Here is a 25411-nt window from a genome sequence, read left to right as displayed (position 1 = left end):
ATGGCAGATTACCAGGGTAAAAAAGTCGTTATCATCGGGTTAGGCCTTACGGGCCTTTCCTGCGTGGACTTTTTCCTCGGGCGCGGCGTTACGCCGCGTGTGATGGATACGCGTTTTTCTCCGCCTGGTCTGGACAAGCTGCCAGAACAGGTTGAACGCCACCTTGGTGGTCTGAATGATACCTGGCTGCTCGATGCCGATCTGATTGTCGCCAGCCCTGGTATGGCGCTGGCGCATCCGTCATTAAGCGCGGCAGCAGATGCGGGCGTTGAAATTGTCGGCGATATTGAACTGTTTTGCCGTGAAGCCCAGGCGCCGATTGTGGCGATTACCGGTTCTAACGGCAAAAGTACGGTTACGACGCTGGTCGGCGATATGGCGAAAGCGGCGGGCGTTAACGTCGGCGTCGGCGGCAATATTGGCCTGCCAGCGCTGATGCTGCTCGATCCGGCTCGCGAGCTGTATGTGCTTGAACTGTCCAGCTTCCAGCTGGAAACCACTTCTAGTCTGCAGGCCGTGGCAGCCACGATCCTGAACGTGACTGAAGATCATATGGATCGCTATCCGTTTGGCCTGCAGCAGTACCGCGCGGCCAAACTGCGCGTCTATGAAAATGCGAAAGTCTGTGTGGTGAACGCAGACGATGCGCTGACCATGCCGGTGCGTGGTGCGGACGAACGTTGCATCAGCTTTGGCGTGAATATGGGTGACTATCACCTGAATCACCAGCAGGGCGAAACCTGGCTGCGTGTGAAGGGCGAAAAAGTATTGAACGTGAAAGAGATGACTCTTTCCGGGCAGCACAACTACACCAATGCGCTCGCGGCGCTGGCGCTGGCCGATGCCGCAGGTTTACCGCGTGCCTCCAGCCTCAAAGCGCTGACAACCTTTACCGGTCTGGCGCACCGCTTCCAGCTGGCGCTGGAGCACAACGGCGTGCGCTGGATTAACGACTCAAAAGCAACCAACGTGGGCAGCACCGAAGCTGCACTGAAAGGATTACGCGTCGATGGCACGCTGTATCTGTTGCTGGGCGGCGATGGAAAATCGGCGGATTTCTCGTCCCTAAAACCGTATCTGATGAGCGATAACATCCGCCTGTACTGCTTTGGCCGTGACGGCGCTGAGCTGGCGGAGCTGCGCCCGGAAATTGCTGAACAAACTGAAACGATGGAACAGGCTATCCGCCTCATCGCGCCTCAGGTTAAACCGGGTGATATGGTGCTACTCTCTCCGGCATGTGCCAGCCTCGACCAGTTTAAGAATTTCGAACAGCGTGGTGATCTGTTTACCCGCCTCGCGAGGGAGTTAGGCTGATGCGTTTATCTCTCCCTCGCCTGAGAATGCCGCGCATGCCGCGCATGCCGGGGTCCCGAATCCTGGGCTGGCTGTTTGCGGCGCTGAAAGGCTGGGTGATGGGCTCGCGGACGAAAGATTCCGATAGCCTGGTCATGTACGACCGTGCGCTCCTGTGGTTCACGCTGGGTCTGGCGGCCGTCGGTTTCATTATGGTGACCTCGGCTTCGATGCCCGTTGGGCAGCGTCTGGCGAACGATCCTTTCCTGTTCGCCAAGCGTGACGGTTTGTACATCATCCTGGCATTCTGCCTGGCGCTGATTACGCTGCGTCTGCCGATGGAGTTCTGGCAGCGCCACAGTACCGCGATGCTGATCGCCTCCATTATTATGCTGTTGATCGTGCTGGTGGTGGGGAGCTCCGTTAACGGTGCATCGCGCTGGATCGCCTTTGGCCCGCTGCGTATTCAGCCTGCGGAATTCACCAAGCTGTCGCTATTTTGCTATCTCGCTAACTACCTTGTGCGCAAGGTTGATGAAGTGCGAAATAACCTGCGCGGCTTCTTAAAACCGATGGGTGTGATTCTGGTGCTGGCAGTGCTTCTGCTGGCGCAGCCGGACCTCGGTACGGTGGTGGTACTGTTCGTCACCACGCTGGCGATGCTGTTCCTGGCGGGTGCCAAGCTGTGGCAGTTCATCGCGATTATCGGCATGGGCATCTCGGCCGTGGTCCTGCTGATCCTCGCTGAGCCGTATCGTATCCGCCGTGTGACCTCTTTCTGGAACCCCTGGGAAGATCCGTTCGGCAGCGGTTATCAGCTCACTCAGTCTCTGATGGCCTTTGGTCGCGGTGAAGTGTGGGGCCAGGGTTTAGGCAATTCAGTTCAAAAACTGGAGTATCTGCCCGAGGCGCATACGGACTTCATCTTCTCCATTATTGGGGAAGAACTGGGTTATATCGGTGTGGTACTGGCACTTTTAATGGTATTCTTCGTCGCTTTCCGTGCTATGTCGATTGGCCGAAAAGCGCTGGAAATCGATCACCGCTTCTCAGGTTTCCTGGCCTGCTCAATTGGTATCTGGTTTAGCTTCCAGGCATTGGTCAACGTTGGCGCCGCAGCAGGTATGCTGCCGACGAAGGGCCTGACGTTGCCGTTGATCAGTTACGGTGGTTCGAGTCTGTTGATTATGTCGACGGCAATTATGTTCTTGTTACGCATAGATTATGAGACGCGTCTGGAAAAAGCCCAGGCGTTTACACGAGGTTCGCGATGAATCAACCGAAGCGGTTAATGGTGATGGCAGGCGGTACCGGCGGACATGTTTTCCCGGGGCTTGCGGTTGCGCACCATTTAATGGATCAAGGCTGGCAAGTGCGCTGGCTGGGAACCGCCGATCGCATGGAAGCCGATCTGGTGCCGAAGCACGGTATCGAGATCGACTTTATTCGGATTTCAGGCTTACGTGGCAAAGGCATCAAAGCGCAGCTGCTGGCTCCGGTGCGTATCTTCAATGCCTGGCGTCAGGCGCGTGCAATCATGAAGCGCTTTAAACCTGATGCGGTGCTGGGGATGGGCGGATATGTTTCCGGCCCGGGTGGGCTGGCGGCCTGGTCGCTTGGGATCCCGGTTGTACTCCATGAGCAGAACGGTATCGCCGGGCTGACCAACAAATGGCTGGCAAAAATTGCCACCAAAGTGATGCAGGCTTTCCCGGGGGCGTTTCCTGACGCAGACGTAGTGGGTAATCCGGTGCGCGTGGATGTGCTGGCACTCCCGTTGCCGCAGGAACGCCTGATCGGGCGCGAAGGCCCGATGCGGGTGCTGGTTGTCGGCGGCTCTCAGGGCGCGCGGATTTTGAACCAGACCTTGCCTGAGGTGGCGGCGAAACTGGGCGATAGCGTGACGATCTGGCATCAGAGCGGAAAAGGTGCGCAGCCAATGGTCGAACAGGCGTATGCCGAAGCCGGTCAGTCTCAGCATAAAGTTACTGAATTTATTGACGATATGGCAGCGGCCTATGCCTGGGCCGATGTCGTGGTGTGCCGTTCCGGCGCACTGACGGTGAGTGAAATCGCCGCAGCAGGATTGCCAGCAGTGTTTGTGCCTTTTCAGCACAAAGATCGCCAGCAGTACTGGAATGCGTTACCGCTTGAGAAAGCGGGTGCCGCAAAAATTTTTGAACAGCCACAGTTTACCGCAGACGCCGTCGCTACCACCCTCGCGGGCTGGAACAGAGCGACTCTGCTGGAGATGGCCGAACGCGCGCGCGCGACGGCTATTCCGGATGCGACTGAGCGGGTGGCAAATGAAGTGAGCCTGGCAGCAAAGGCTTAACCCTTGCAGCGCGTTTTGCGTTGCACGAATTTTTAGAAGTATCGATGGCGGTTAGAGAATGAATACACAACAACTGGCGAAACTGCGTTCAATCGTGCCCGAGATGCGTCGCGTCCGGCACATTCACTTCGTTGGCATCGGCGGCGCAGGAATGGGCGGTATTGCCGAAGTTTTAGCGAACGAAGGTTACCAGATCAGCGGTTCTGATCTGGCGCCGAACCCTGTTACGCAACAGTTGGCGTCGCTTGGGGCGACCATCTATTTCAACCATCGTCCTGAAAACGTACTCGATGCAAGTGTTGTTGTGGTCTCAAGCGCGATCTCCTCTGATAACCCGGAGATTGTTGCCGCGCACGAAGCGCGTATTCCGGTGATTCGCCGCGCAGAGATGCTGGCTGAGCTGATGCGTTTTCGTCACGGTATTGCCGTTGCGGGTACCCACGGTAAAACGACGACCACGGCGATGGTCTCCAGTATTTATGCAGAAGCCGGTCTTGATCCGACCTTCGTTAACGGTGGCCTGGTAAAAGCGGCGGGCGTTCACGCGCGTCTGGGCCATAGCCGTTATCTGATTGCTGAAGCGGATGAGAGCGATGCGTCGTTCCTGCATCTGCAGCCGATGGTGGCGATTGTCACTAACATCGAAGCCGACCACATGGATACCTACCAGGGCGACTTCGAAAATTTAAAGCAGACGTTTATTAATTTCCTGCACAATTTGCCGTTTTATGGTCGTGCCGTGATGTGTGTGGACGATCCGGTGATTCGTGAATTGCTGCCGCGCGTGGGTCGTCAGATTACGACTTACGGTTTCAGCGAAGATGCGGACGTGCGGGTGGAAGATTACACGCAAATCGGTGCGCAGGGGCATTTCACCCTGGCACGTCAGGATAAACCATTGCTGCGCGTTACCCTGAATGCACCGGGACGCCACAATGCGCTCAATGCTGCGGCTGCGGTGGCTGTTGCCACTGAAGAGGGCATTGAGGACGATGCGATTTTACATGCGCTGGAAAGTTTCCAGGGCACAGGGCGTCGTTTCGACTTCCTCGGTGAATTCCCACTGGAGCCGGTAAACGGCAAAGCAGGTACCGCGATGCTGGTGGATGACTATGGTCACCATCCGACAGAAGTGGATGCAACCATTAAAGCGGCACGTGCGGGCTGGCCGGACAAAAATCTGGTGATGATTTTCCAGCCACACCGCTACACACGTACGCGCGATCTTTATGACGACTTCGCAAACGTGCTGTCGCAGGTGGATACGCTGCTGATGCTGGATGTTTATTCAGCGGGTGAAACTCCGATTCCGGGCGCGGACAGCCGTTCTTTGTGTCGTACGATACGCGGACGCGGTAAGGTAGACCCGATTCTGGTTTCCGATCCGGCTCAGGCGGCTGAAATTCTGGCGCCAGTGCTGACCGGTAACGATTTGATTCTGATTCAGGGCGCGGGAAATATCGGCAAAATCGCGCGTAACTTAGCGCAAATCAAACTGACGCCGCAAACCTCAGAGGATGAACGCAATGGCTGATAAGATTGCGGTCCTCTTTGGCGGAACCTCTGCTGAGCGTGACGTCTCGCTGAACTCCGGCGCCGCCGTGCTGGCGGGTCTGCGTGAGGGGGGAGTCAACGCCCACCCGGTAGATCCTAAAGAGACGGACATCACCCGTCTCAAGGAGATGGGGTTTCATAAAGTCTTTATCGCTTTACACGGTCGTGGCGGTGAAGACGGTACGCTGCAAGGGCTATTGGATTTAATCGGTTTGCCTTACACCGGCAGTGGTGTAATGGCCTCCGCCATTTCCATGGACAAATTACGCAGTAAATTACTGTGGCAGGGCGCGGGTTTACCCGTTGCGCCATGGGTTGCGCTGACGCGCCGCGAGTTTGAAGCGGGCGTTGACGAGAGCGTCAATGCGCGCATTGCGCAGTTGGGTTTGCCGGTTATTGTCAAACCCAGCCGTGAAGGCTCAAGCGTCGGTATGTCCAAAGTTGAACAAGCTGGTGATTTAACCCAGGCGTTAGCACTGGCTTTTCAACATGATGAAGAAGTTCTGATTGAAAAATGGCTCAGCGGTCCGGAATTTACCGTGGCGATGCTCGGCGAAGAAATTTTGCCGTCAATTCGTATCCAACCCGCTGGAACCTTCTATGATTATGAAGCGAAGTATCTCTCTGATGAGACGCAATATTTCTGCCCAAGTGGTCTGGAAGCAGAACGTGAAGCAGATTTACAGGACCTGGTGCTTAAAGCCTGGACTGTTTTGGGTTGCCGTGGCTGGGGACGCATCGATGTGATGCAGGACAGCGACGGAGAATTTTACCTGCTGGAAGCGAATACCTCACCGGGTATGACCAGTCACAGCCTGGTGCCGATGGCGGCGCGTCAGGCGGGCATGAGCTTCTCGCAGTTAGTCGTACGTATTCTGGACCAGGCGGGCTGATATGTCGCAGGCTGCACTAAACACGCGCAACCGCGAAGAAGAGGAAGAATATTCCTCTTCAGGACGGAGTAATGGAACGCGTCTTGCAGGGATCCTGTTCCTGCTCGGTGTGCTGTGTACCGTGTTTATCAGCGGCTGGATGGTGTTGGGCTGGATGGAAGATGCACAACGGTTACCGCTGTCAAAACTGGTGGTCACCGGCGAGCGTCACTACACGCGTAACGATGATATCCGTCAGTCGATCCTTGCGCTGGGATCGCCTGGCACTTTCATGACCCAGGACGTCAACATTATCCAGAGCCAGATTGAACGTCTGCCATGGATAAAACAGGCGAGCGTCAGAAAGCAATGGCCTGATGAATTGAAGATTCATCTGGTTGAATATGTGCCCATTGCGCGTTGGAATGATCAGCATATGGTCGACGTAGACGGAAATTCGTTCAGCGTCCCGGCAGATCGTGTCAGCAAGCAAAGTTTACCGATGTTGTCTGGCCCGGAAGGCAGTGAAAACGAAGTGCTACAAGGTTTTCGCGAGATGGGGCAGGTGCTGGCTAAGGACAGATTTGCGTTAAAAGATGCGTCAATGACGGCTCGCCGCTCCTGGCAGCTGACGTTGACGAATGGGATTAAGCTCAATCTTGGTCGCGGCGACACGATGAAGCGTTTGGCGCGTTTTGTAGAACTGTACCCCGTTTTACAGCAGCAGGCGCAGACCGACGGCAAACGGATAAGCTACGTTGATTTGCGCTATGACTCAGGCGCAGCAGTCGGTTGGGTACCGGCTCCGGTTGAGGAACCTAATCAGCAACAGAATCAGGCACAGGTACAGGCAGAACAACAATGATCAAGGCGACGGACAGAAAACTGGTAGTTGGACTGGAGATTGGCACCGCTAAGGTTGCCGCTTTAGTAGGGGAAGTTCTGCCCGACGGTATGGTCAATATCATTGGTGTGGGCAGTTGCCCGTCCCGTGGTATGGATAAAGGTGGGGTAAACGACCTCGAGTCGGTGGTGAAATGCGTACAGCGCGCCATCGATCAGGCAGAATTAATGGCAGATTGCCAGATTTCCTCCGTCTATCTGGCCCTCTCTGGTAAGCACATTAGCTGCCAGAACGAAATCGGAATGGTACCGATTTCTGAAGAGGAAGTGACGCAGGAAGACGTTGAAAACGTAGTGCACACGGCTAAATCCGTGCGCGTGCGCGATGAACACCGCGTGCTGCACGTGATTCCGCAGGAATATGCGATCGACTACCAGGAAGGTATCAAAAATCCGGTCGGTCTTTCCGGCGTGCGTATGCAGGCAAAAGTGCACTTGATCACATGTCACAACGACATGGCGAAAAACATCGTCAAAGCCGTTGAACGTTGTGGCCTGAAAGTTGACCAACTTATTTTTGCAGGACTGGCAGCAAGCTACTCGGTTCTGACTGAAGACGAACGTGAATTGGGCGTCTGTGTGGTTGATATCGGTGGTGGTACAATGGATATGGCCGTGTATACGGGCGGTGCATTGCGTCACACCAAAGTCATCCCGTATGCCGGGAATGTCGTGACCAGCGATATCGCTTACGCCTTTGGTACGCCTCCGAGCGATGCAGAGGCGATTAAAGTGCGCCATGGTTGTGCATTAGGCTCCATCGTCGGCAAAGATGAGAGCGTTGAGGTGCCAAGCGTGGGCGGTCGTCCGCCGCGCAGTCTGCAGCGTCAGACGCTGGCAGAGGTGATTGAGCCGCGTTATACCGAGCTGCTCAACCTCGTCAACGAAGAGATTTTACAGTTACAAGAACAGCTTCGTCAGCAGGGTGTGAAACACCATCTCGCGGCGGGGATTGTATTAACCGGTGGTGCAGCGCAAATTGAAGGTCTTGCCGCCTGTGCCCAACGAGTGTTCCATACGCAAGTCCGTATTGGTGCACCGCTGAATATTACCGGGTTAACGGATTACGCTCAGGAGCCGTATTATTCAACGGCCGTGGGCCTGCTGCACTACGGGAAAGAGTCCCATTTGAGTGGTGAAGCAGAAGTGGAAAAACGTACGTCGGTCGGTTCCTGGGTCAAACGACTCAATTCCTGGCTGAGAAAAGAATTTTAATTTTTAAAGAGACCGGAGAGAATTAGCGGTCTCAGGCGACAGGCACATACGCAAAAGCACTCTTTTGCCCAGGCAGGCTTGAGTGATGAAGCGTAAAAACGGAGAGAAACCATGTTTGAACCAATGGAATTAACCAACGACGCGGTGATTAAAGTCATCGGCGTCGGTGGCGGCGGCGGTAACGCTGTCGAGCATATGGTGCGCGAACGCATCGAAGGTGTTGAATTCTTTGCAGTTAACACCGATGCTCAGGCACTGCGAAAGACAGCTGTAGGCCAGACTATTCAGATCGGTGGTGGTATCACTAAAGGTCTGGGCGCTGGGGCTAACCCAGAAGTCGGTCGTAACGCGGCTGAAGAAGACCGTGAAGCACTGCGTGCTGCACTTGATGGCGCCGATATGGTGTTTATCGCAGCGGGCATGGGCGGTGGTACCGGTACGGGTGCTGCACCGGTCGTTGCTGAAGTGGCAAAAGATCTGGGTATCCTGACCGTTGCTGTCGTGACGAAGCCTTTCAACTTTGAAGGCAAGAAGCGTATGGCATTCGCGGAGCAGGGTATCACTGAGCTGTCCAAACACGTGGACTCTCTGATTACCATCCCGAACGACAAACTGCTGAAAGTGCTGGGTCGCGGTATCTCCCTGCTGGACGCTTTTGGCGCAGCAAACGACGTGCTGAAAGGCGCGGTTCAGGGTATCGCTGAGCTGATTACTCGTCCGGGTCTGATGAACGTCGACTTCGCCGACGTCCGCACCGTGATGTCCGAAATGGGCTATGCGATGATGGGCTCTGGCGTGGCAAGCGGTGAAGACCGTGCGGAAGAAGCGGCTGAAATGGCGATCTCTTCTCCATTGTTGGAAGACATCGATCTGTCCGGTGCGCGCGGCGTTCTGGTCAACATTACCGCTGGCTTCGATCTGCGTCTGGATGAGTTCGAAACCGTGGGTAACACCATTCGTGCGTTCGCGTCTGATAACGCCACCGTGGTTATCGGTACTTCCCTTGATCCGGAAATGAACGATGAGCTGCGTGTGACCGTTGTTGCTACCGGTATCGGCATGGACAAACGTCCAGAGATCACCCTGGTCACCAACAAACAGACCCAGCAACCGGTAATGGATCGCTACCAGCAGCACGGCATGGCGCCGCTGACGCAGGAGCAAAAACCGGCTGCGAAAGTGGTGAACGACAATACGCCACAAACCGCGAAAGAACCGGATTATCTGGATATCCCAGCGTTCCTGCGTAAGCAAGCTGACTAAGAATTGGCTGGAATTTGGGGATTTTCGCTCTTTGTGCTAAACTGGCCACCCGTTAGTGATATACACTCTCGGTTGGATAAGTAATTTGGCGAGATTATACGATGATCAAACAAAGGACACTTAAACGTATCGTTCAGGCGACTGGCGTCGGTTTACATACCGGCAAAAAAGTCACACTGACGCTGCGCCCTGCGCCGGCCAATACCGGGGTCATCTATCGTCGCACCGACTTGAATCCACCGGTAGATTTTCCGGCCGATGCCAAATCTGTGCGTGATACTATGCTCTGTACTTGCCTGGTGAACGAGCATGACGTGCGGATTTCTACCGTAGAGCACCTGAACGCCGCTCTGGCGGGTCTGGGTATCGACAACATCGTTATTGAAGTCGATGCGCCAGAAATCCCAATCATGGATGGCAGTGCTGCTCCGTTCGTTTATCTGCTGCTTGATGCGGGCATTGATGAATTGAACTGCGCGAAGAAATTTGTACGCATTAAAGAGACTGTTCGCGTGCAAGATGGCGACAAGTGGGCTGAATTCAAACCGTTTAATGGTTTCTCGTTGGACTTTACCATCGACTTTAACCATCCGGCGATTGACGGCAGCAACCAGCGCTATGCGATGAACTTCTCTGCTGATGCGTTTATGCGTCAGATTAGCCGTGCACGTACTTTCGGTTTCATGCGTGATATCGAATATCTGCAGTCCCGTGGCCTGTGCCTGGGCGGCAGCTTCGATTGTGCCATCGTTGTTGACGATTATCGCGTACTGAACGAAGACGGCCTGCGTTTTGAAGATGAATTCGTTCGTCACAAAATGCTGGACGCAATCGGCGACCTCTTCATGTGTGGTCACAACATCATTGGTGCATTTACCGCGTTTAAATCCGGCCATGCACTGAACAACAAATTGTTGCAGGCAGTCCTCGCAAAACAGGAAGCCTGGGAATTTGTGACCTTCGAAGATGAAGCTGAACTGCCACTGGCATTCAAAGCGCCGAGCACGGTTCTGGCGTAACGGTTAATTCCGTATCGTAAAATCGACTGGTTGACCTGGTACTCTCTCCGGCCAGGAAGACCAGTCGTTTTTGTTTTTGCACGTCTGATTTTCTTCCCCGCATGATTATTGCCCGCTAAGCACAGAATGTGCGCGCGTTCGCTGCATTCTTGAGCGTTTTTACCCGTGGCAATTTGTCATTCCTGCTGATGTATTATCGCTTTAGTGATAATATCTGTGCGCTAAATAATATCTGAACGCATGCCTGAACGGGCCTGCATACGATGGTGGATTAGGTGAGCGGAATACTAACGCGCTGGCGACAATTTGGCAGACGTTACTTCTGGCCGCATCTCTTATTAGGGATGGTTGCGGCGAGCCTCGGCTTGCCTGTACTCAGCCATACCGCAGAAGCGGCAACGCCTGCGAACACCACCACTGCCAAACACGATCTCTCCACGCGGGTTAATTTCTCTCATCTCGCGCTGCTGGAAGCCAGTCGCCGTCCGAACTTTACGGTCGATTACTGGCATCAACATGCTATTCGCACCGTCATCCGTCATCTTTCGTTTGCCATGGCACCACAAGCCGTGCCTGCTGCGGAAGAGTCGCTGCCGGTTCAGGCGCAACATCTTGCGCTGCTGGACACGCTCAATGCGCTGCTGACGCAGGAGAGCAAACCGCCGGTCATCGTTCGTCAGATGGCTCAGACCGCCTTTATCCCACACGCCGCCTTTTCGGTGTCCGCCTGGATTAGCCAGGTGCAGGGCATCCGCGCCGGGCCACAACGCCTCAGCTAAATTAACTTTTTTTCAATACCTTAATTTATCTGCCCATGATGGGGCGTGTGAGAATTTATTATGCTAATCAAATTATTAACCAAAGTTTTCGGTAGCCGTAACGATCGTACCCTGCGCCGTATGCGCAAAGCGGTCACCGTCATTAATGGTATGGAACCGGAGATGGAAAAACTCTCCGATGACGAACTGAAAGCGAAAACGGGCGAGTTCCGTGAGCGTCTGGAAAAAGGCGCAACCCTGGAAAGCCTGATCCCGGAAGCTTTCGCTGTGGTTCGCGAAGCGAGTAAACGCGTGTTTGGCATGCGTCACTTCGACGTACAGCTGCTCGGCGGTATGGTTCTGAACGAACGTTGCATCGCAGAAATGCGTACCGGTGAAGGTAAAACCCTGACTGCAACCCTGCCTGCGTACCTGAACGCGTTGACCGGTAAAGGCGTTCACGTCGTGACCGTCAACGACTACCTGGCACAGCGTGACGCCGAAAATAACCGTCCACTGTTCGAATTCCTCGGCATGTCCGTGGGTATCAACATGTCCGGCCTGCCCGCTCCGGCGAAGCGTGAAGCGTACGGCGCAGACATCACCTACGGCACCAACAACGAATACGGTTTTGACTACCTGCGCGACAACATGGCGTTTAGCCCGGAAGAGCGCGTACAGCGTAAACTGCACTACGCGCTGGTGGATGAGGTCGACTCAATCCTCATCGATGAAGCCCGTACTCCGCTGATCATCTCCGGCCCGGCTGAAGACAGCTCCGAGATGTACCGTAAAGTCGACAAAATCATCCCGCACCTGATTCGTCAGGAGAAAGAAGATTCCGATACCTTCCAGGGCGAAGGCCACTTCTCCGTGGATGAAAAAGCGCGTCAGGTGAACCTGACTGAACGCGGTCTGGTCCAGATCGAAGAGCTGCTGGTTGAGCAGGGCATTATGGAAGAGGGCGAGTCACTTTACTCCCCGACCAACATCATGCTGATGCACCACGTTACTGCGGCATTGCGCGCTCACGTCCTGTTCACCCGCGATGTGGATTACATCGTGAAAGACGGCGAAGTGATCATCGTTGATGAACACACTGGCCGTACCATGCAGGGCCGTCGCTGGTCTGATGGTCTGCACCAGGCTGTGGAAGCGAAAGAAGGCGTCGATATTCAGAACGAGAACCAGACGCTGGCTTCTATCACTTTCCAGAACTACTTCCGTTTGTATGAAAAACTGGCGGGCATGACCGGTACCGCGGATACCGAAGCGTTCGAATTTAGCTCTATCTACAAACTGGATACCGTTGTCGTTCCAACGAACCGCCCAATGATCCGTAAAGATATGCCGGATCTGGTCTATATGACCGAAGCGGAAAAAATTCAGGCGATCATTGAAGATATCCGCGAGCGTACCGCTGCAGGTCAGCCGGTGCTGGTGGGTACTATCTCTATCGAAAAATCCGAAGTGGTCTCTCACGAGCTGGATAAAGCGGGCATTAAGCACAACGTGCTCAACGCTAAATTCCACGCCAAAGAGGCCGATATCGTTGCGCAGGCGGGTTATCCGGCTGCGGTTACCATCGCCACAAACATGGCGGGTCGTGGTACCGACATCATGCTGGGCGGTAGCTGGCAGGCCGAAGTGGCCGAGCTGGAAAACCCAACGCCAGAACAAATTGCGCAGATCAAAGCTGACTGGCAGGTGCGTCACGATGCGGTGCTGGCCTCCGGTGGTTTGCACATTATCGGTACTGAGCGTCACGAATCTCGTCGTATCGATAACCAGCTGCGTGGCCGTGCGGGTCGTCAGGGTGATGCCGGTTCTTCCCGCTTCTACCTGTCAATGGAAGATGCCCTGATGCGTATTTTCGCCTCTGACCGTGTGTCTGGCATGATGCGTAAACTGGGGATGAAACCGGGCGAAGCGATTGAGCACCCTTGGGTGACCAAAGCGATTGCCAACGCACAGCGTAAAGTGGAGAGCCGCAACTTCGATATTCGTAAGCAGCTGCTTGAATATGATGATGTTGCCAACGATCAGCGTCGTGCTATCTACACCCAGCGTAACGAACTGCTGGATGTGTCCGACGTGAGCGAAACCATCAACAGCATTCGCGAAGATGTCTTCAAAGTGACTATCGATGCGCACATTCCACCGCAGTCTCTGGAAGAAATGTGGGATGTTGAAGGCCTGCAGGAACGTCTGAAAAACGACTTCGATCTCGAACTGCCGATCAAAGAGTGGCTGGACAAAGAGCCAGAGCTGCACGAAGAGACGCTGCGCGAACGTATTCTGGAAACTGCGGTTGCCGTTTACAAGCAGAAGGAAGAAGTGGTTGGCACCGAGATGATGCGTCACTTCGAGAAAGGCGTCATGTTGCAGACCCTGGACTCTCTGTGGAAAGAGCATCTGGCAGCGATGGATTACCTGCGTCAGGGTATTCACCTGCGCGGCTATGCGCAGAAAGATCCTAAGCAGGAGTACAAACGTGAATCCTTCGCCATGTTCGCCTCTATGCTGGAGTCACTGAAATACGAAGTGATCAGTACCCTGAGCAAAGTTCAGGTGCGTATGCCAGAAGAAGTGGAAGCGATGGAGCAACAGCGTCGTGAAGAGGCTGAGCGTCTGGCACAGATGCAGCAGCTGAGCCACCAGACTGACGAAGACGAAGCGGCAGCGGCGATTGCATCCCAGACGGGCGATCGCAAAGTGGGCCGTAACGATCCGTGCCCATGTGGTTCCGGTAAAAAATACAAAGCGTGTCATGGCCGTCTGAGCTAAACACGTATCACCAGTTGAAAAGGCGCAGACATCTGCGCCTTTTTTATGGAAGTCACAATATGAAAGTACTGCAAATCGCTGTCGGGATTATTCGCAACCCGCAAAACCAGATCTTCATTACTCAACGCGCCGCTGATGCCCATATGGCGAATAAATGGGAGTTTCCTGGCGGGAAAATCGAATCAGGAGAAACGCCGGAACAGGCGCTGATTCGGGAACTTCAGGAAGAGGTGGGGATCACCCCGAGTGGCCCTATATTGTTCGATAAGCTCGAATACCAGTTCCCGGATCGCCACATTACGCTGTGGTTCTGGGTGGTGGAAAGCTGGGAGGGGGAACCCTGGGGCAAAGAGGGGCAGCCTGGCAACTGGGTTGAATTAGAAGCGCTGGACGCCGATAAATTCCCGCCAGCCAATGCGCCTGTCATTGCAAAACTGATTGAGGATTGGAAGGCCTGCTAAGCCGATTGTCAGCAGGCGCTGCGGAGAACGGGTTATTGTTGTTCTTCGCTCCAGTCATCGCTGTCGGACAGATCGCCCGCGCTCGGGATGCGTTTCTCTTCCGCAGCCCATTCACCCAGATCGATTAACTGGCAGCGTTTGCAGCAGAACGGGCGAAACGGGCTGATTTCGCCCCAGATCACGGCTTTCCCACAGGTCGGGCAACTGACGGTAATAATTTCAGACATCAATACTCCTTAGCAACAAGCCAGTTCGAAATCGAGACGTTCTGGCACGGTGCCATTTTCACTGTCCAGCGGCATAAAGCGAATCGCAAAGCGGCTTTTATGACCGGAAATCTGCGGATAAAGCTGCTCGCCGAGCGCAATATTCAGACGCAGCAGATCGGCATCGTCGCCGTTGTCCTGGTAAAAACCGTTAAGGCTGGTCTGTTTGCGAAACGGCGATGAGTGGCGCACGAGATCGAGGATCAGCGTCAACGCCTGATTCATCGGCTCCAGGCTTTCCATCCAGCTCGTCACCTGCGCATCGCGTTGTTGTTGCTGCATATGCAGCCACATGTGCAACGTTGGCAGGTCGAAACTGCAACACCCACCCGGAATGCTCAGACGCTGGCGCACCAGGGCAATCAGGCGATCTTCGCGCAGAAACTGCCCCACGCGTGGTGCGGCCATCAGAATGCTACTGCTTTGTTTCAGCTGAAGACGCAGGGTGTCAATGCGGCTCTGATCGACGCCGGGGACTTCAGTCCAGGCCTGCAGTTTACGCTGCTGGCGCTCAAGTTCTTTCAGTAATTCGGTACGAACGTCACCGCGCTCAATGACATCCAGCAGATCCCCGACATTGCGAAAAAAATGCAGCGCCGTAGCGTGATCGGCGATAGGACGATGGTGCGACATCTGCTGAATGAGAAATTCTATGCGCAACCAGGTGCGCATTTTTTCATTGAGGGGGTGCTCAAAAAGGATGTGCGTATTCATTATGGTTTTTCCTGTGCTACGGCCTGCGCCGCGTAGATCAGATACTGGGCGTGCAGGCGGGCAACATCCGATTCAATTGTGTCGGGTGCGCCATCATTATCAATAACATCATCTGCGACGGCAAGACGCGCTTCACGCGTTGCCTGCGCAGCAAGAATTTGTTCAGCGTGCTGACGTGAGACATTATCGCGCAGCATCGTACGCTGAACCTGTGTCTCAGGCGATACATCGACGACCAGAACACGATCGGCTTTGTGCTGCAGCTGATTTTCAACGAGCAAAGGAACAACCCATAGCACATAAGGTGATGTGGCCGCAGCGATCTGGCGCTGAGTTTCCTGGTGAATCATGGGGTGCAGGAGGGCATTGAGCCAGGTTTTCTCAGCGGGCTGCGCAAAGATACGTTCCCGCAGCAGACGTCTGTTCAAGGTGCCATCGGCATTGATGATGTGATGTCCGAAATGCCCGGCAATCGCATTGAGGCCGGGTGTATGAGGCTCTACCACCTGACGGGCAATAATATCCGCATCAATAATCGCGATACCCCGACGTGAAAAAGCATTGGCCACGGTGCTTTTGCCACTGCCAATACCGCCCGTTAACGCTACGACGTACCCCATTAAATCAGATCCTGGGAATTATTCATTTTTAAAATCAGCTGCTTAGAAATTGAACTTACAGTAGCGAATGGTTAATTCTGTTTACCTGCTTTCGACCAGGTAAATTTATAGGATTGTAGCGTAAAAAAAGAGAAATTCGCAGTCTTGCGGAGCACGTATTAGTGCGTATGATAACGTCACTGGAGTTGTGCTTTTAACATATTTGCCTCTAACCCCAGGAATCCGCACATGCGTATCGAAGAAGATCTGAAGTTAGGTTTCAAAGACGTTCTCATCCGCCCTAAACGCTCTACGCTGAAAAGCCGCTCAGACGTTGAACTCGAACGTCAATTCACCTTTAAGCATTCCGGTCAGACCTGGTCTGGCGTGCCTGTTATTGCCGCTAACATGGATACCGTCGGTACCTTTGCTATGGCTACCGCGCTGGCGACTTTCGATATTCTGACTGCGGTGCATAAGCACTACAGCATTGAAGAGTGGAGCGCTTTTGCCGCTTCAGCGTCTGATGATGTGAAGAAACACATCATGGTATCTACCGGTACCTCCGATGCGGATTTCGAAAAAACCAAACAAATCCTGATCGCAAATCCCGAGTTTAATTTTGTCTGCATCGACGTTGCGAATGGCTATTCCGAGCATTTTGTTCAGTTCGTCAGCAAAGCGCGTGCGGCCTGGCCGACCAAAACCATCATTGCGGGTAACGTCGTGACCGGCGAGATGTGCGAAGAGCTGATTCTGTCTGGTGCAGATATCGTGAAAGTCGGTATCGGTCCAGGCTCTGTTTGCACCACGCGTGTTAAAACAGGTGTTGGCTATCCGCAGCTGTCCGCCGTGATTGAGTGTGCCGATGCGGCCCACGGTCTGGGCGGTCAGATCATCAGCGACGGTGGCTGTACCACCCCTGGCGATGTGGCGAAAGCCTTTGGCGGCGGCGCTGATTTCGTGATGCTGGGCGGTATGCTGGCAGGGCACGAAGAGAGCGGTGGCGCAGTAGTTGAAGAAAATGGCGAGAAATTCATGCTGTTCTACGGCATGAGCTCTGAATCGGCCATGAACCGCCACGTTGGCGGCGTTGCACAGTATCGTGCAGCAGAAGGCAAAACCGTGAAACTGGCTCTGCGCGGCCCGGTCGAAAATACCGCTCGCGACGTTCTGGGTGGGCTGCGTTCTGCATGCACGTATGTCGGCGCATCACGCCTGAAAGAGCTGACCAAACGCACTACCTTTATCCGCGTTCAGGAACAAGAAAACCGCGTTTTCAATAGCCTGTAATCGCTTTGTCGCTGGTGCGCACCTGCGTGCCAGCGCTATCCCGCACTCATGGCGTCCCCCAGATGGAAAATGGGCAGATACATCGCCACCACCAACGTTCCGATTATCACTCCTGTCACAATCAATAGCAGCGGTTCTAACAGCGACGCCAGATTATCCGCGTGCTGAAACGTCTGCTCGTTATGATGACGCGCCAGATTCGTCAGCATCATATCCAGGGCCCCAGAGATCTCACCCGTTCGCACCAGCTGGATGCATAATGGGGTGAAAATTCCTGCTCCACTCAGCGACGACCAGATAGGTGCCCCCTGCACCACACGCTCCCTGACATCCCGCAGCACCTCTTGCCAGAACACCCCGTCGACCGACTCCTGGGCGCTTTCCAGTCCTTGTAAAAAAGCGATCCCAGCCTGCTGTGTCAGCGATAACACGGTAAATATTTGGCTCAGCTTTTGCCCACGAATCAGCGAGCCCATAATGGGCACACGCAACCCAAATCTCTGATGAAAACGCTGCCAGCCTTCATGCCGCCTTAGGAAACGCATGACGAGCAACGGGCACAGCCCGATGCATATCAGCGCGATGAGATGCTGACCAACAAAGTCAGCAAACCCGATAACCAGCTTTGTGAGCAGCGGTAAGGGGGTATTAAACGTCTTATAAATAGCAGCAAACTCGGGCAATACCAGCGTGACCATTGCCATCACCACGACAACGGCGAGGGCCAAAATGATCGTGGGGTATCGCAGGGCCTTTTTTACTTTCGCACTAAGTTGCTGCTGTGAATGCTGCTGCTGTGCTAACTCGCGACAGCACTCTTCCAGTTTTCCGGTGAGTTCACCGGTTTTCATCATCGAAACATAGAGCGGAGAAAACACCTCCGGCCATTTCTTTAAGGCGTCGGAGAATGCATAACCCGCGCTGAGATCGTCTGCCAGACTGGCCAGTAGCGCCTGCCACTGCTTAACGGGATGCTGCTCGGCCAACATTTGCAGGCTCCAGGCGAGCGTCAGTCCAGCCTGAAGCAGGGCAGCAAGTTGTCGGAAAATTTCATAACAGTGCTGTGTCTGCCATTTTTGCTGCATAAGATTGCGCTTCAAGGCCAGCGGACAGAGCGCCTTTTGCGACAGCTGACCCCAGGCCGACTTGCGATCGGCAGCCCAAAGTGTGCCCTGCTGCAGTTCCCCCTCAACCGTGAGCGCGCGCCAGCGCCAGAGATATTTAGCAGCCATCAGGCATCCCCAGTACGCGAAGTAGCTCTTCGAGCGTGGTGTGCCCACGCTCTACGGCCAGGCACCCGTGTTCAAATAGCGTGGTCATACCCGTACGTCGGGCTGTTTTTTCGATCTCTTCAATTAATGCACCGCTGGCGATAGCCTGGCGGATGTCATTGTTCACTGGCAGCACTTCAAACAGAGCGACGCGGCCATAAAATCCGTGATAGCAACGATCGCAGCCCACCGGCTGCCAGTGCGGTAGCTTGCGTGGCCAGACTGTTTTAGGGAGTCTCGCCTCCTGGTAGCTCTCCTTTCGACAATGGGGGCAGAGGCGGCGTACCAGCCTTTGTGCAATGACCAGCGTCAGAGCAGAAGAGACCATCCAGCGGGCAACCCCCATCTGCTGAAGACGGATCAGGGTCTCTGTCGTGGAATTTGTATGCAGCGTGGAGAGCACTAAATGGCCCGTCTGCGCGGCTTTGATAGCGATTTCTGCCGTTTCACCGTCGCGGATCTCACCCACCATGATGATGTCCGGATCCTGGCGTAACAGTGCCCGCAACACCGTTTGAAACGTCAGGCCCGCACGCGGGTTGATTTGCGTCTGGTTCAGCCCGGCCAGGGGGATCTCAATCGGATCTTCGACGCTGCAAATATTCACATCCTCCGCGTTTCGGGCCTGAAGTGCGCTATAGAGCGTGACAGTTTTCCCGCTGCCGGTCGGGCCGGTGACCAACAGTAACCCCTGCGGCTGGTTGAGCGCCTCGGCAAAAAGCCTGCGCTGGGCGTCTGTCATACCTAATGCGTCAAGCTCCAGAGCCTGCTGCACCTGATGCAGCAAACGCAGCACGATTTTTTCACCACCCCGGCAGGGGAGGGTCGCGATGCGAAAAGAGACCGAGGCGCCCGCCAGTTCAACGGTAAACTGCCCATCCTGCGGCAGTCGGCGCTCGGCGATATCCAGATCGCCCAGCACCTTCAAGCGAGCAATCAGGGTGGTTGCCAGCGCTGCCGCCAGCGGAGGCTGTGGATAAAGCACGCCATCAATACGTAAGCGGATTTGCCAGGCGTCTTCGGCAGGCTCAATGTGAATATCCGAGGCGCGCTGACTGAGCGCCTGCAGCAGCGTGCGGTTAAGAATATCGACAGCAGAACTGGCAATGGGAGTCACAACCGGCAAGTTTGACGGCGATGACGACTGCTGGTACTTCTCCATCCGCTCTTTGGTCCAGCATTCAATATCGATTCGCTTTTGCGTCGCGAAGCGCAGGGCTTCCATCATTTGGGATGCCGGCGTGTCCACCACGGCAATGCTGACCATCTCGTCATTGCTGGTCAGCAGCAGCGCATGATGTCGCTGACATAGCAGTCTCAGTTGTTCTGAATTCATGTTCCGCCCCCTGTTATTTGCTGTCGAAGCGGAAAACGTCTTCGCACGCTTGTTGAAGGGTGCTGTCGTTTGCAATGTTGCAATCACGCGTCCAGCCGGTAATGCCGTCGCCATCGCTCCAGAGTGGGGCTAAAACCACTTCAAGACCGTTCAGACTCTCCTGGCCCGTGAGTGCCACTGCGCCTTTGGCAATGCTCATGGCAGAGACATAGCGCGTTGTCGTGGGCGAGGGAATGCCGTTGGTTCCGCCATCGCAGGTCCCGACACCGCCATGATCGAGTGCGCAAAGCTCAATCGCCGTGCGGTAGGGGACAAAGGTTTGCAGCATGTCGGTCAGTGCGGCTTTGCGCAGATAGTTTTGGTACGCCGGCACGCCGATGGCGCTCAGAATAGCGATGATGCCAATCACCACCATCATTTCAATGAGGGTAAATCCATGTTGTCTGTTCATATCTGCTCCTTGAGTTTCGTGGCGCAACTGTGGCAGCGGCAAAAAGCAAACACGAGGAGCAAAAAGAGAATTGTGAAAGGGGATTCAGAGAAATTTGACGCGGTTGCAGGAGAGCATCAGAATTTTGCGAGAAGGGTCGTAATCACGGAATTTTCTTCCCCCTCCCTGGCATGAGAGGGGGAAGAGTCGCGTATTATTTGAAACGCATCGAGAGGTCAAGGGCCTGCACATGCTTGGTGAGCGCACCGACGGAGATGAAATCTACGCCGGTTTCAGCGAACTCACGCAGGGTTTCATGCGTCACGTTGCCCGACACTTCAAGCTGCGCCTGGCCGTTGGTGCGTTTGACCGCTTCACGCATCTGTTCCGTCTCAAAGTTATCGAGCATGATGATATCGGCTCCGGCTTTAAGCGCGGCATCAAGCTCTTCGAGGTTTTCGACTTCAACCTCGACAGGGACGTCCGGGTGCAGCCAGAAGGCTTTTTCGACCGCCTGGCGCACAGAGCCAGACGCAATAATGTGGTTCTCTTTAATCAGGAAGGCATCGGATAACCCCAGACGATGGTTCGCTCCACCACCGCACAGCACCGCGTATTTCAGTGCCGTACGCAGGCCGGGCAGGGTTTTACGGGTATCCAGCAGTTGGGTTTTGGTGCCTTCGAGCAGGTCGACGTAGCGACGAACGGCGCTCGCGACGCCGGATAATGTCTGGACGAAGTTCAGCGCGGTACGCTCACCCGTTAACAGCACGCGGGAAGGGCCGTCGAGTTCAAAAAGGGGCTGAGTGGCGCTGATGATGTCGCCATCCTGAACATGCCAGGTTATCTGAACATCATCGCCGGCGAGCTGGGTAAAGACCTCCTCAACCCAGCGTTTGCCGCAGAACACGCCGTCTTCGCGAGTGATGATCACCGCGTGGGAGCGCGTCTCTTTTGGCAATAATTGTGCGGTAATATCGTTGTCCGCATTGACCTCGCCGCCCAGATCTTCGCGCAGCGCATGGGCGACGCTTGCCGGGATGTCGAGGTTAATACGTTCCAGAAGCGCGTCACGTCGGTGGTCGGGGTTATAACGGCGAGGCGGCATGATAAAACTCCAAATTGGTAACGAATCATAAGATTGAAACATGCTACTCTGAACCGAGAATCTGCACCATATATAAGGAGAGCCAGCATGCAGTTACAAGATGGATGGCTGGTTGATGCGCGGCACGTACCGTCGCCACACCATGATTGCCGCCCGGAGGACGAAATGCCCTCACTGCTGGTCGTCCACAATATTAGCCTGCCGCCGGGTGAATTTGGCGGTCCGTGGATCGATGCATTATTCACCGGAACAATCGATCCCGATGCCCATCCTTTTTTTACTGAGATTGCGCACCTGCGCGTTTCTGCTCATTGTCTGATTCGCCGCGATGGTGAAATCGTCCAGTATGTTCCTTTCGATAAACGCGCATGGCATGCAGGTGTGTCGGTGTACCAGGGGCGTGAACGCTGCAACGATTTTTCGATTGGCATTGAGCTGGAAGGGACGGACACAACGCCTTACACGGATGCGCAGTATCAGGCGCTGGTGGCGGTGACGCGTGAACTCACCGCGTTGTACCCTAAAATTGCTGATAACATCACCGGGCATAGCGATATTGCGCCAGTGAGAAAAACCGATCCTGGCCCGGCGTTTGACTGGTCCCGGTTTCGCGCCATGCTTACCGCTTCGTCAGATAAGGAGATGACATGACGTTGTTTACCATGCTGCTGGTGATGATCGCTGAACGGTTGTTCAAACTGGGCGAACACTGGCATTTGGATCACCGGATGGAAGTGCTGTTCCGCCGGATTAAACATTTCTCGATGCTGCGCACCCTGCTGATGACCGCGGTGGTAATGTGCGTGGTGTATCTGCTGCTGCGTGCGCTGCACGGCCTCTTTTTCAACGTGCCGCTGCTGGTGGTGTGGATCCTGCTCGGCGTGCTGTGCATCGGTGCCGGAAAGGTGCGGTTGCACTATCACGCCTATCTGAAAGCCGCATCGCGAGACGACAGCCACGCGCGTGGCGCGATGGCAAGCGAATTGACGCTCATCCACGGTGTGCCGCCGGACTGCAACGAGCGCGATTACCTGCGCGAGTTGCAAAATGCGCTGCTGTGGATTAACTTCCGCTATTATCTCGCGCCGCTGTTCTGGTTTGTGGTCGGCGGCCCGTGGGGACCGGTGTTCCTGATGGGATATGCGTTCCTGCGCGCCTGGCAAACCTGGCTTGCCCGCTATTTGACGCCGCATGAGCGTCTGCTGTCAGGAATCGATGCGATTTTACATGTGCTGGACTGGCTGCCGGTTCGCCTGGTCGGCGTGGTATATGCGCTTATTGGTCACGGGGAGAAGGCGCTTCCGGCCTGGTTTGCGTCACTGGCCGATCGACACACCTCTCAGTATCAGGTGCTGACGCGTCTGGCGCAGTTCTCCCTGGCGCGTGAGCCGCACACGGACAAAGTCGAAACCCCGAAAGCGGCGGTGTCGATGGCGAAGAAAACCTCATTTGTGATTGTGGTGCTGGTGGCGCTTCTGACCATTTACGGTACGCTGGTGTAAGCCAGCGCACCGCATATTTCACTCAGTATCCGCAGGCGGGATGCCAAACTCTGGCATCCCGTTTTCATTCCAGTGGACAAGCTTCAGACGGGTATGACGGTTCGGATCGTACAGCGGATCACCCTCAATTTCGGTGTAGTTGCGCGCGTGATACACCAGCACATCCTCACCGTCCGGCGTTTGCGTAAAGCTGTTATGCCCAGGTCCGTACTGACGATTTTCATAGCTTGTGGTAAACACCGGGCGCGGCGCTTTGTGCCAGTTGGCGGGGTTACGCAGGTCAGCGCTTTTATCAATCCACAGCAGCCCCATGCAGTAATTCTCATCCGTCGCGCTGGCAGAGTAGCTGATAAACAGCCTGTCTCCGTGCTCCAGCACCGCCGGGCCTTCGTTGACCCAGAATCCGCGGCACTCCCAGTCATACTCGGGTTTGCTGAGCAGGACGGGCGCACCCGTCAGCGTCCACGGGTTTTCCATCTCGCAGAGATAGAGATTGGAGTTCCCTGAGATATCCGGCGCTTTTTGCGCCCACAGATACCAGCGTTTGCCCTGATGAACAAAGGTCGTGGCATCGAGGGCAAAGGTATCAAATGGCGTCGCGATCTGCCCTTTTTCGACCCATTTCCCGGTCAGGGGATCGCTATCGGCGCATTCCAGCGCGTACATTCGATGCTGAAACATATTGAGCTGATCGAGCGCTTTCGTGTGCGCGGCGGCAAAGTAGATGTACCATTTTCCGTCGATGTGATGCAGCTCCGGTGCCCAAATAAGCTCGCTCATCGGGCCGCTCTCTGGCTTACGCCAGACCACCACTTCGGGTGCGTGGCGTAACGCTTCCAGCGAGTCGGCGCGGCGAATCGCCAGCCTGTCGTACTCTGGCACGGAAGCAATAAAGTAGTATTGCCCCTCGTGATGCAAAATAAACGGGTCGGCACGTTGTTCGATAAAGGGATTGGGCCAGTGACGCATTGGGCTTTCCTTATTTGGTTTCAGCGGCTTTGAGTTCCTGGTAATCATTCAGCTCGCGATAGTTTATGCGGCGTTTCTCCAGATCTTCCTGAATCTGCTTCATCAGTTCACGATCGACTTTCAGCAGACGAACCACACCCGCGGTGATCAGATAACCGACGCCTGGAATCAGGGTGAACAGCAGGACGATCCCGTTGATGGCATCGGCGCTTTGCGCTTTGGCACCCGCGTCGTAACCGTACCAGGAGAGGAGGAATCCGACCATCGCACCAGCAATCGCCAGACCCAGCTTGAGGAAGAAAATATTGCCGGAGAAGCTGATCCCGGTGATGCGTTTACCGGTTTTCCACTCGCCGTAGTCGTCCACGTCGGCCATCAGCGACCAGTGCAGCGGGGAAGGGATCTGATGCAACACGTTGAGCAGGAAGTAGAGCACCACGATGGTGGTGGTGGCTTTTGGATCGAAGAAGTAGAACGCGCTGGAGAAAATGGCCAGGGCGATGTTGGTCCAGAAGAAGACTTTCAGCTTACACCAGCGGTCGGTCAGGGGTTTGGCGAGGATGCTACCGAGCATCATGCCCACCACGCCGAGACTGATAAACAGCGTGGCGAAATGGGTGCTTTGCCCCATTACCCAGGTGACGTAGTACATGGTCGCCGCCATGCGAATAAAGCCAGGGCAGACGTTACAGATAGTCAGCAGCAGAATGCGCACCCACTGATCGTTCTTCCACACATCCTTGAGATCGTTTTTCAGCTCGTCATTCGTCTGCACCGCCGGGCGAATACGTTCCCGTACGGTTGAGAAACTAAACAGGAACATGCAGGTCCCAATCAGCGCCAGCACGGTCATCGCCATTTGATAGCCTTTGGCTTTGTTGTCACCGCCAAAATACTCCACCATCGGCAGCAGGGTTAAGGAGAGCAGCAGCGTCGCAATCCCTACCATGACAAAGCGATACGACTGGCAGGCCACGCGCTCTTTCGGGTCGTTAGTGATTACCCCGCCCAGCGAGCAGTAAGGGATATTGATCGCGGTGTAGGTGAGTGACAGCAGGAAATAGGTGACAAACGCATAGATAACTTTGCTGTTGTACGTCCACTCTGGGGTGGTGAACATCAGAATACTGAACAGGGCATACGGGAAGGCAATCCACAGCAGCCATGGACGAAATCGCCCATATTTACTGCGGGTACGGTCGGCAATGGCTCCCATGATGGGGTCGGTGATGGCGTCAATCACCCTCACTGACAGCAATAGCACCCCTACCAGAGCGGGGGCGAGCCCAAAGATATCCGTATAAAAGTAGTTAACAAACAACATTATGGCGCCGAAGATGATGTTACATCCCGCGTCGCCCATGCCATAGCCGATCTTTTCTTTTACAGACAGTTTATTGTTATCCATCGACAGCTCTCCGAGTTTCGGTATGGAGAGAATTATTCGCTGGCAAAGGAAT

The 25411-nt window shown here is 54.8% G+C and carries 24 protein-coding genes; 15 read left to right on the top strand and 9 right to left on the bottom strand.

Going from position 1 to position 25411, the window contains the following annotated elements:
* The 12 genes from murD (at position 1) to mutT (ending at position 14463) form a co-directional block, all read left to right on the top strand.
* The gene (gene murD / locus OVA10_RS20885; protein ID WP_268196728.1) at positions 1-1317 is read left to right on the top strand and encodes a UDP-N-acetylmuramoyl-L-alanine--D-glutamate ligase; all 1317 of its coding nucleotides are present in this window, start codon (positions 1-3) and stop codon (positions 1315-1317) included.
* Complete coding sequence (ftsW, locus tag OVA10_RS20880) at positions 1317-2570, top strand: cell division protein FtsW (protein WP_268196726.1); 1254 nt, start codon at positions 1317-1319, stop codon at positions 2568-2570. The genes murD and ftsW overlap by 1 nt, the downstream gene beginning before the upstream one ends.
* Positions 2567-3631, top strand: coding sequence for an undecaprenyldiphospho-muramoylpentapeptide beta-N-acetylglucosaminyltransferase (gene murG / locus OVA10_RS20875; protein WP_268196725.1), 1065 nt, complete (start codon positions 2567-2569; stop codon positions 3629-3631). Before ftsW ends, murG begins: the two co-directional genes overlap by 4 nt.
* A 58-nt stretch (positions 3632-3689) precedes the next feature.
* Positions 3690-5165, top strand: a complete 1476-nt coding sequence (gene murC, locus OVA10_RS20870; RefSeq protein WP_268196724.1) for a UDP-N-acetylmuramate--L-alanine ligase — start codon at positions 3690-3692, stop codon at positions 5163-5165.
* Positions 5158-6078 (top strand): D-alanine--D-alanine ligase, encoded by a 921-nt coding sequence (locus OVA10_RS20865; RefSeq protein ID WP_268196723.1) that lies wholly within the window; start codon positions 5158-5160, stop codon positions 6076-6078. Before murC ends, OVA10_RS20865 begins: the two co-directional genes overlap by 8 nt.
* A gap of 1 nt (position 6079) precedes the next feature.
* A complete protein-coding gene (ftsQ, locus tag OVA10_RS20860; RefSeq protein ID WP_100777620.1) occupies positions 6080-6922 on the top strand; it encodes a cell division protein FtsQ in 843 nt (280 codons plus the stop codon).
* Complete coding sequence (gene ftsA / locus OVA10_RS20855) at positions 6919-8175, top strand: cell division protein FtsA (protein ID WP_095280777.1); 1257 nt, start codon at positions 6919-6921, stop codon at positions 8173-8175. The genes ftsQ and ftsA overlap by 4 nt, the downstream gene beginning before the upstream one ends.
* 111 nt (positions 8176-8286) lie before the next feature.
* Complete coding sequence (gene ftsZ / locus OVA10_RS20850; RefSeq protein ID WP_006173842.1) at positions 8287-9438, top strand: cell division protein FtsZ; 1152 nt, start codon at positions 8287-8289, stop codon at positions 9436-9438.
* Between the two features lie 101 nt (positions 9439-9539).
* Positions 9540-10457: a UDP-3-O-acyl-N-acetylglucosamine deacetylase gene (gene lpxC / locus OVA10_RS20845; RefSeq protein ID WP_100777619.1), complete on the top strand. Its 918-nt coding sequence runs from the start codon at positions 9540-9542 to the stop codon at positions 10455-10457.
* Positions 10458-10732: 275 nt separating this feature from the next.
* A complete protein-coding gene (gene secM / locus OVA10_RS20840; RefSeq protein WP_181827337.1) occupies positions 10733-11236 on the top strand; it encodes a secA translation cis-regulator SecM in 504 nt (167 codons plus the stop codon).
* 60 nt (positions 11237-11296) lie between these two features.
* Positions 11297-14002, top strand: a complete 2706-nt coding sequence (secA, locus tag OVA10_RS20835; protein WP_100777617.1) for a preprotein translocase subunit SecA — start codon at positions 11297-11299, stop codon at positions 14000-14002.
* 59 nt (positions 14003-14061) lie between these two features.
* Positions 14062-14463, top strand: coding sequence for an 8-oxo-dGTP diphosphatase MutT (mutT, locus tag OVA10_RS20830; RefSeq protein ID WP_123429484.1), 402 nt, complete (start codon positions 14062-14064; stop codon positions 14461-14463).
* Positions 14464-14495: 32 nt separating this feature from the next.
* Here the strand turns inward: mutT and yacG are convergent, their stop codons facing one another.
* The 3 genes from yacG to coaE are packed head-to-tail and all read right to left on the bottom strand — an operon-like array spanning position 14496 to position 16063.
* The gene (gene yacG / locus OVA10_RS20825) at positions 14496-14690 is read right to left on the bottom strand and encodes a DNA gyrase inhibitor YacG (RefSeq protein ID WP_100777615.1); all 195 of its coding nucleotides are present in this window, start codon (positions 14688-14690) and stop codon (positions 14496-14498) included.
* Between the two features lie 9 nt (positions 14691-14699).
* Positions 14700-15443, bottom strand: a complete 744-nt coding sequence (zapD, locus tag OVA10_RS20820; RefSeq protein ID WP_181827338.1) for a cell division protein ZapD — start codon at positions 15441-15443, stop codon at positions 14700-14702.
* Positions 15443-16063, bottom strand: a complete 621-nt coding sequence (gene coaE, locus OVA10_RS20815) for a dephospho-CoA kinase (RefSeq protein WP_268196722.1) — start codon at positions 16061-16063, stop codon at positions 15443-15445. The genes zapD and coaE overlap by 1 nt, the downstream gene beginning before the upstream one ends.
* 228 nt (positions 16064-16291) lie before the next feature.
* Here coaE and OVA10_RS20810 point away from each other — a divergent pair, with 228 nt between their 5' ends.
* The gene (locus tag OVA10_RS20810; protein WP_102104603.1) at positions 16292-17335 is read left to right on the top strand and encodes a GMP reductase; all 1044 of its coding nucleotides are present in this window, start codon (positions 16292-16294) and stop codon (positions 17333-17335) included.
* A 35-nt stretch (positions 17336-17370) separates the two neighbouring features.
* Here the strand turns inward: OVA10_RS20810 and hofC are convergent, their stop codons facing one another.
* From hofC to nadC, 4 genes are all read right to left on the bottom strand, one after another.
* Complete coding sequence (gene hofC / locus OVA10_RS20805; protein ID WP_268196721.1) at positions 17371-18567, bottom strand: protein transport protein HofC; 1197 nt, start codon at positions 18565-18567, stop codon at positions 17371-17373.
* Positions 18557-19942 carry a type II secretion system protein GspE gene (gene gspE, locus OVA10_RS20800; RefSeq protein ID WP_181827340.1) on the bottom strand — a complete coding sequence of 462 codons (1386 nt, stop codon included), beginning with the start codon at positions 19940-19942 and terminating at the stop codon, positions 18557-18559. The genes hofC and gspE overlap by 11 nt, the downstream gene beginning before the upstream one ends.
* Before the next feature lie 13 nt (positions 19943-19955).
* Positions 19956-20393: a prepilin peptidase-dependent pilin gene (gene ppdD / locus OVA10_RS20795; RefSeq protein WP_268196720.1), complete on the bottom strand. Its 438-nt coding sequence runs from the start codon at positions 20391-20393 to the stop codon at positions 19956-19958.
* A gap of 193 nt (positions 20394-20586) precedes the next feature.
* Positions 20587-21480, bottom strand: coding sequence for a carboxylating nicotinate-nucleotide diphosphorylase (nadC, locus tag OVA10_RS20790; protein WP_268196719.1), 894 nt, complete (start codon positions 21478-21480; stop codon positions 20587-20589).
* An 87-nt stretch (positions 21481-21567) separates the two neighbouring features.
* Here nadC and ampD point away from each other — a divergent pair, with 87 nt between their 5' ends.
* Positions 21568-22131 carry a 1,6-anhydro-N-acetylmuramyl-L-alanine amidase AmpD gene (gene ampD / locus OVA10_RS20785; protein ID WP_268196718.1) on the top strand — a complete coding sequence of 188 codons (564 nt, stop codon included), beginning with the start codon at positions 21568-21570 and terminating at the stop codon, positions 22129-22131.
* Positions 22128-22982: a beta-lactamase regulator AmpE gene (gene ampE, locus OVA10_RS20780; RefSeq protein WP_100777606.1), complete on the top strand. Its 855-nt coding sequence runs from the start codon at positions 22128-22130 to the stop codon at positions 22980-22982. The genes ampD and ampE overlap by 4 nt, the downstream gene beginning before the upstream one ends.
* 18 nt (positions 22983-23000) lie before the next feature.
* Here the strand turns inward: ampE and OVA10_RS20775 are convergent, their stop codons facing one another.
* Both OVA10_RS20775 and OVA10_RS20770 read right to left on the bottom strand, forming a co-directional pair.
* Positions 23001-23951 (bottom strand): glycoside hydrolase family 43 protein, encoded by a 951-nt coding sequence (locus OVA10_RS20775; protein WP_181827342.1) that lies wholly within the window; start codon positions 23949-23951, stop codon positions 23001-23003.
* Positions 23952-23961: 10 nt separating this feature from the next.
* Complete coding sequence (locus tag OVA10_RS20770) at positions 23962-25359, bottom strand: glycoside-pentoside-hexuronide (GPH):cation symporter (RefSeq protein ID WP_100777604.1); 1398 nt, start codon at positions 25357-25359, stop codon at positions 23962-23964.
* Positions 25360-25411: the final 52 nt, after the last annotated feature.

Origin of the sequence: Lelliottia sp. SL45 (assembly GCF_026672535.1) — a bacterium.
In the GTDB taxonomy this organism is placed as follows: domain Bacteria; phylum Pseudomonadota; class Gammaproteobacteria; order Enterobacterales; family Enterobacteriaceae; genus Enterobacter; species Enterobacter nimipressuralis.
Note: the sequence above shows the minus strand (reverse complement) of the source record. Positions and strands in the feature narration are given on the sequence as shown.

Excerpts from the sequence above, each read along its gene's own strand:
- murD (WP_268196728.1), top strand. The coding sequence starts at position 1 with ATGGCAGATTACCAGGGTAAAAAAGTCGTTATCATCGGGTTAGGCCTT.
- ftsW (WP_268196726.1), top strand. The coding sequence starts at position 1,317 with ATGCGTTTATCTCTCCCTCGCCTGAGAATGCCGCGCATGCCGCGCATG.
- murG (WP_268196725.1), top strand. The coding sequence starts at position 2,567 with ATGAATCAACCGAAGCGGTTAATGGTGATGGCAGGCGGTACCGGCGGA.
- murC (WP_268196724.1), top strand. The coding sequence starts at position 3,690 with ATGAATACACAACAACTGGCGAAACTGCGTTCAATCGTGCCCGAGATG.
- OVA10_RS20865 (WP_268196723.1), top strand. The coding sequence starts at position 5,158 with ATGGCTGATAAGATTGCGGTCCTCTTTGGCGGAACCTCTGCTGAGCGT.
- ftsQ (WP_100777620.1), top strand. The coding sequence starts at position 6,080 with ATGTCGCAGGCTGCACTAAACACGCGCAACCGCGAAGAAGAGGAAGAA.
- ftsA (WP_095280777.1), top strand. The coding sequence starts at position 6,919 with ATGATCAAGGCGACGGACAGAAAACTGGTAGTTGGACTGGAGATTGGC.
- ftsZ (WP_006173842.1), top strand. The coding sequence starts at position 8,287 with ATGTTTGAACCAATGGAATTAACCAACGACGCGGTGATTAAAGTCATC.
- lpxC (WP_100777619.1), top strand. The coding sequence starts at position 9,540 with ATGATCAAACAAAGGACACTTAAACGTATCGTTCAGGCGACTGGCGTC.
- secA (WP_100777617.1), top strand. The coding sequence starts at position 11,297 with ATGCTAATCAAATTATTAACCAAAGTTTTCGGTAGCCGTAACGATCGT.
- mutT (WP_123429484.1), top strand. The coding sequence starts at position 14,062 with ATGAAAGTACTGCAAATCGCTGTCGGGATTATTCGCAACCCGCAAAAC.
- yacG (WP_100777615.1), bottom strand. The coding sequence starts at position 14,690 with ATGTCTGAAATTATTACCGTCAGTTGCCCGACCTGTGGGAAAGCCGTG.
- zapD (WP_181827338.1), bottom strand. The coding sequence starts at position 15,443 with ATGAATACGCACATCCTTTTTGAGCACCCCCTCAATGAAAAAATGCGC.
- coaE (WP_268196722.1), bottom strand. The coding sequence starts at position 16,063 with ATGGGGTACGTCGTAGCGTTAACGGGCGGTATTGGCAGTGGCAAAAGC.
- OVA10_RS20810 (WP_102104603.1), top strand. The coding sequence starts at position 16,292 with ATGCGTATCGAAGAAGATCTGAAGTTAGGTTTCAAAGACGTTCTCATC.
- hofC (WP_268196721.1), bottom strand. The coding sequence starts at position 18,567 with ATGGCTGCTAAATATCTCTGGCGCTGGCGCGCGCTCACGGTTGAGGGG.
- gspE (WP_181827340.1), bottom strand. The coding sequence starts at position 19,942 with ATGAATTCAGAACAACTGAGACTGCTATGTCAGCGACATCATGCGCTG.
- ppdD (WP_268196720.1), bottom strand. The coding sequence starts at position 20,393 with ATGAACAGACAACATGGATTTACCCTCATTGAAATGATGGTGGTGATT.
- nadC (WP_268196719.1), bottom strand. The coding sequence starts at position 21,480 with ATGCCGCCTCGCCGTTATAACCCCGACCACCGACGTGACGCGCTTCTG.
- ampD (WP_268196718.1), top strand. The coding sequence starts at position 21,568 with ATGCAGTTACAAGATGGATGGCTGGTTGATGCGCGGCACGTACCGTCG.
- ampE (WP_100777606.1), top strand. The coding sequence starts at position 22,128 with ATGACGTTGTTTACCATGCTGCTGGTGATGATCGCTGAACGGTTGTTC.
- OVA10_RS20775 (WP_181827342.1), bottom strand. The coding sequence starts at position 23,951 with ATGCGTCACTGGCCCAATCCCTTTATCGAACAACGTGCCGACCCGTTT.
- OVA10_RS20770 (WP_100777604.1), bottom strand. The coding sequence starts at position 25,359 with ATGGATAACAATAAACTGTCTGTAAAAGAAAAGATCGGCTATGGCATG.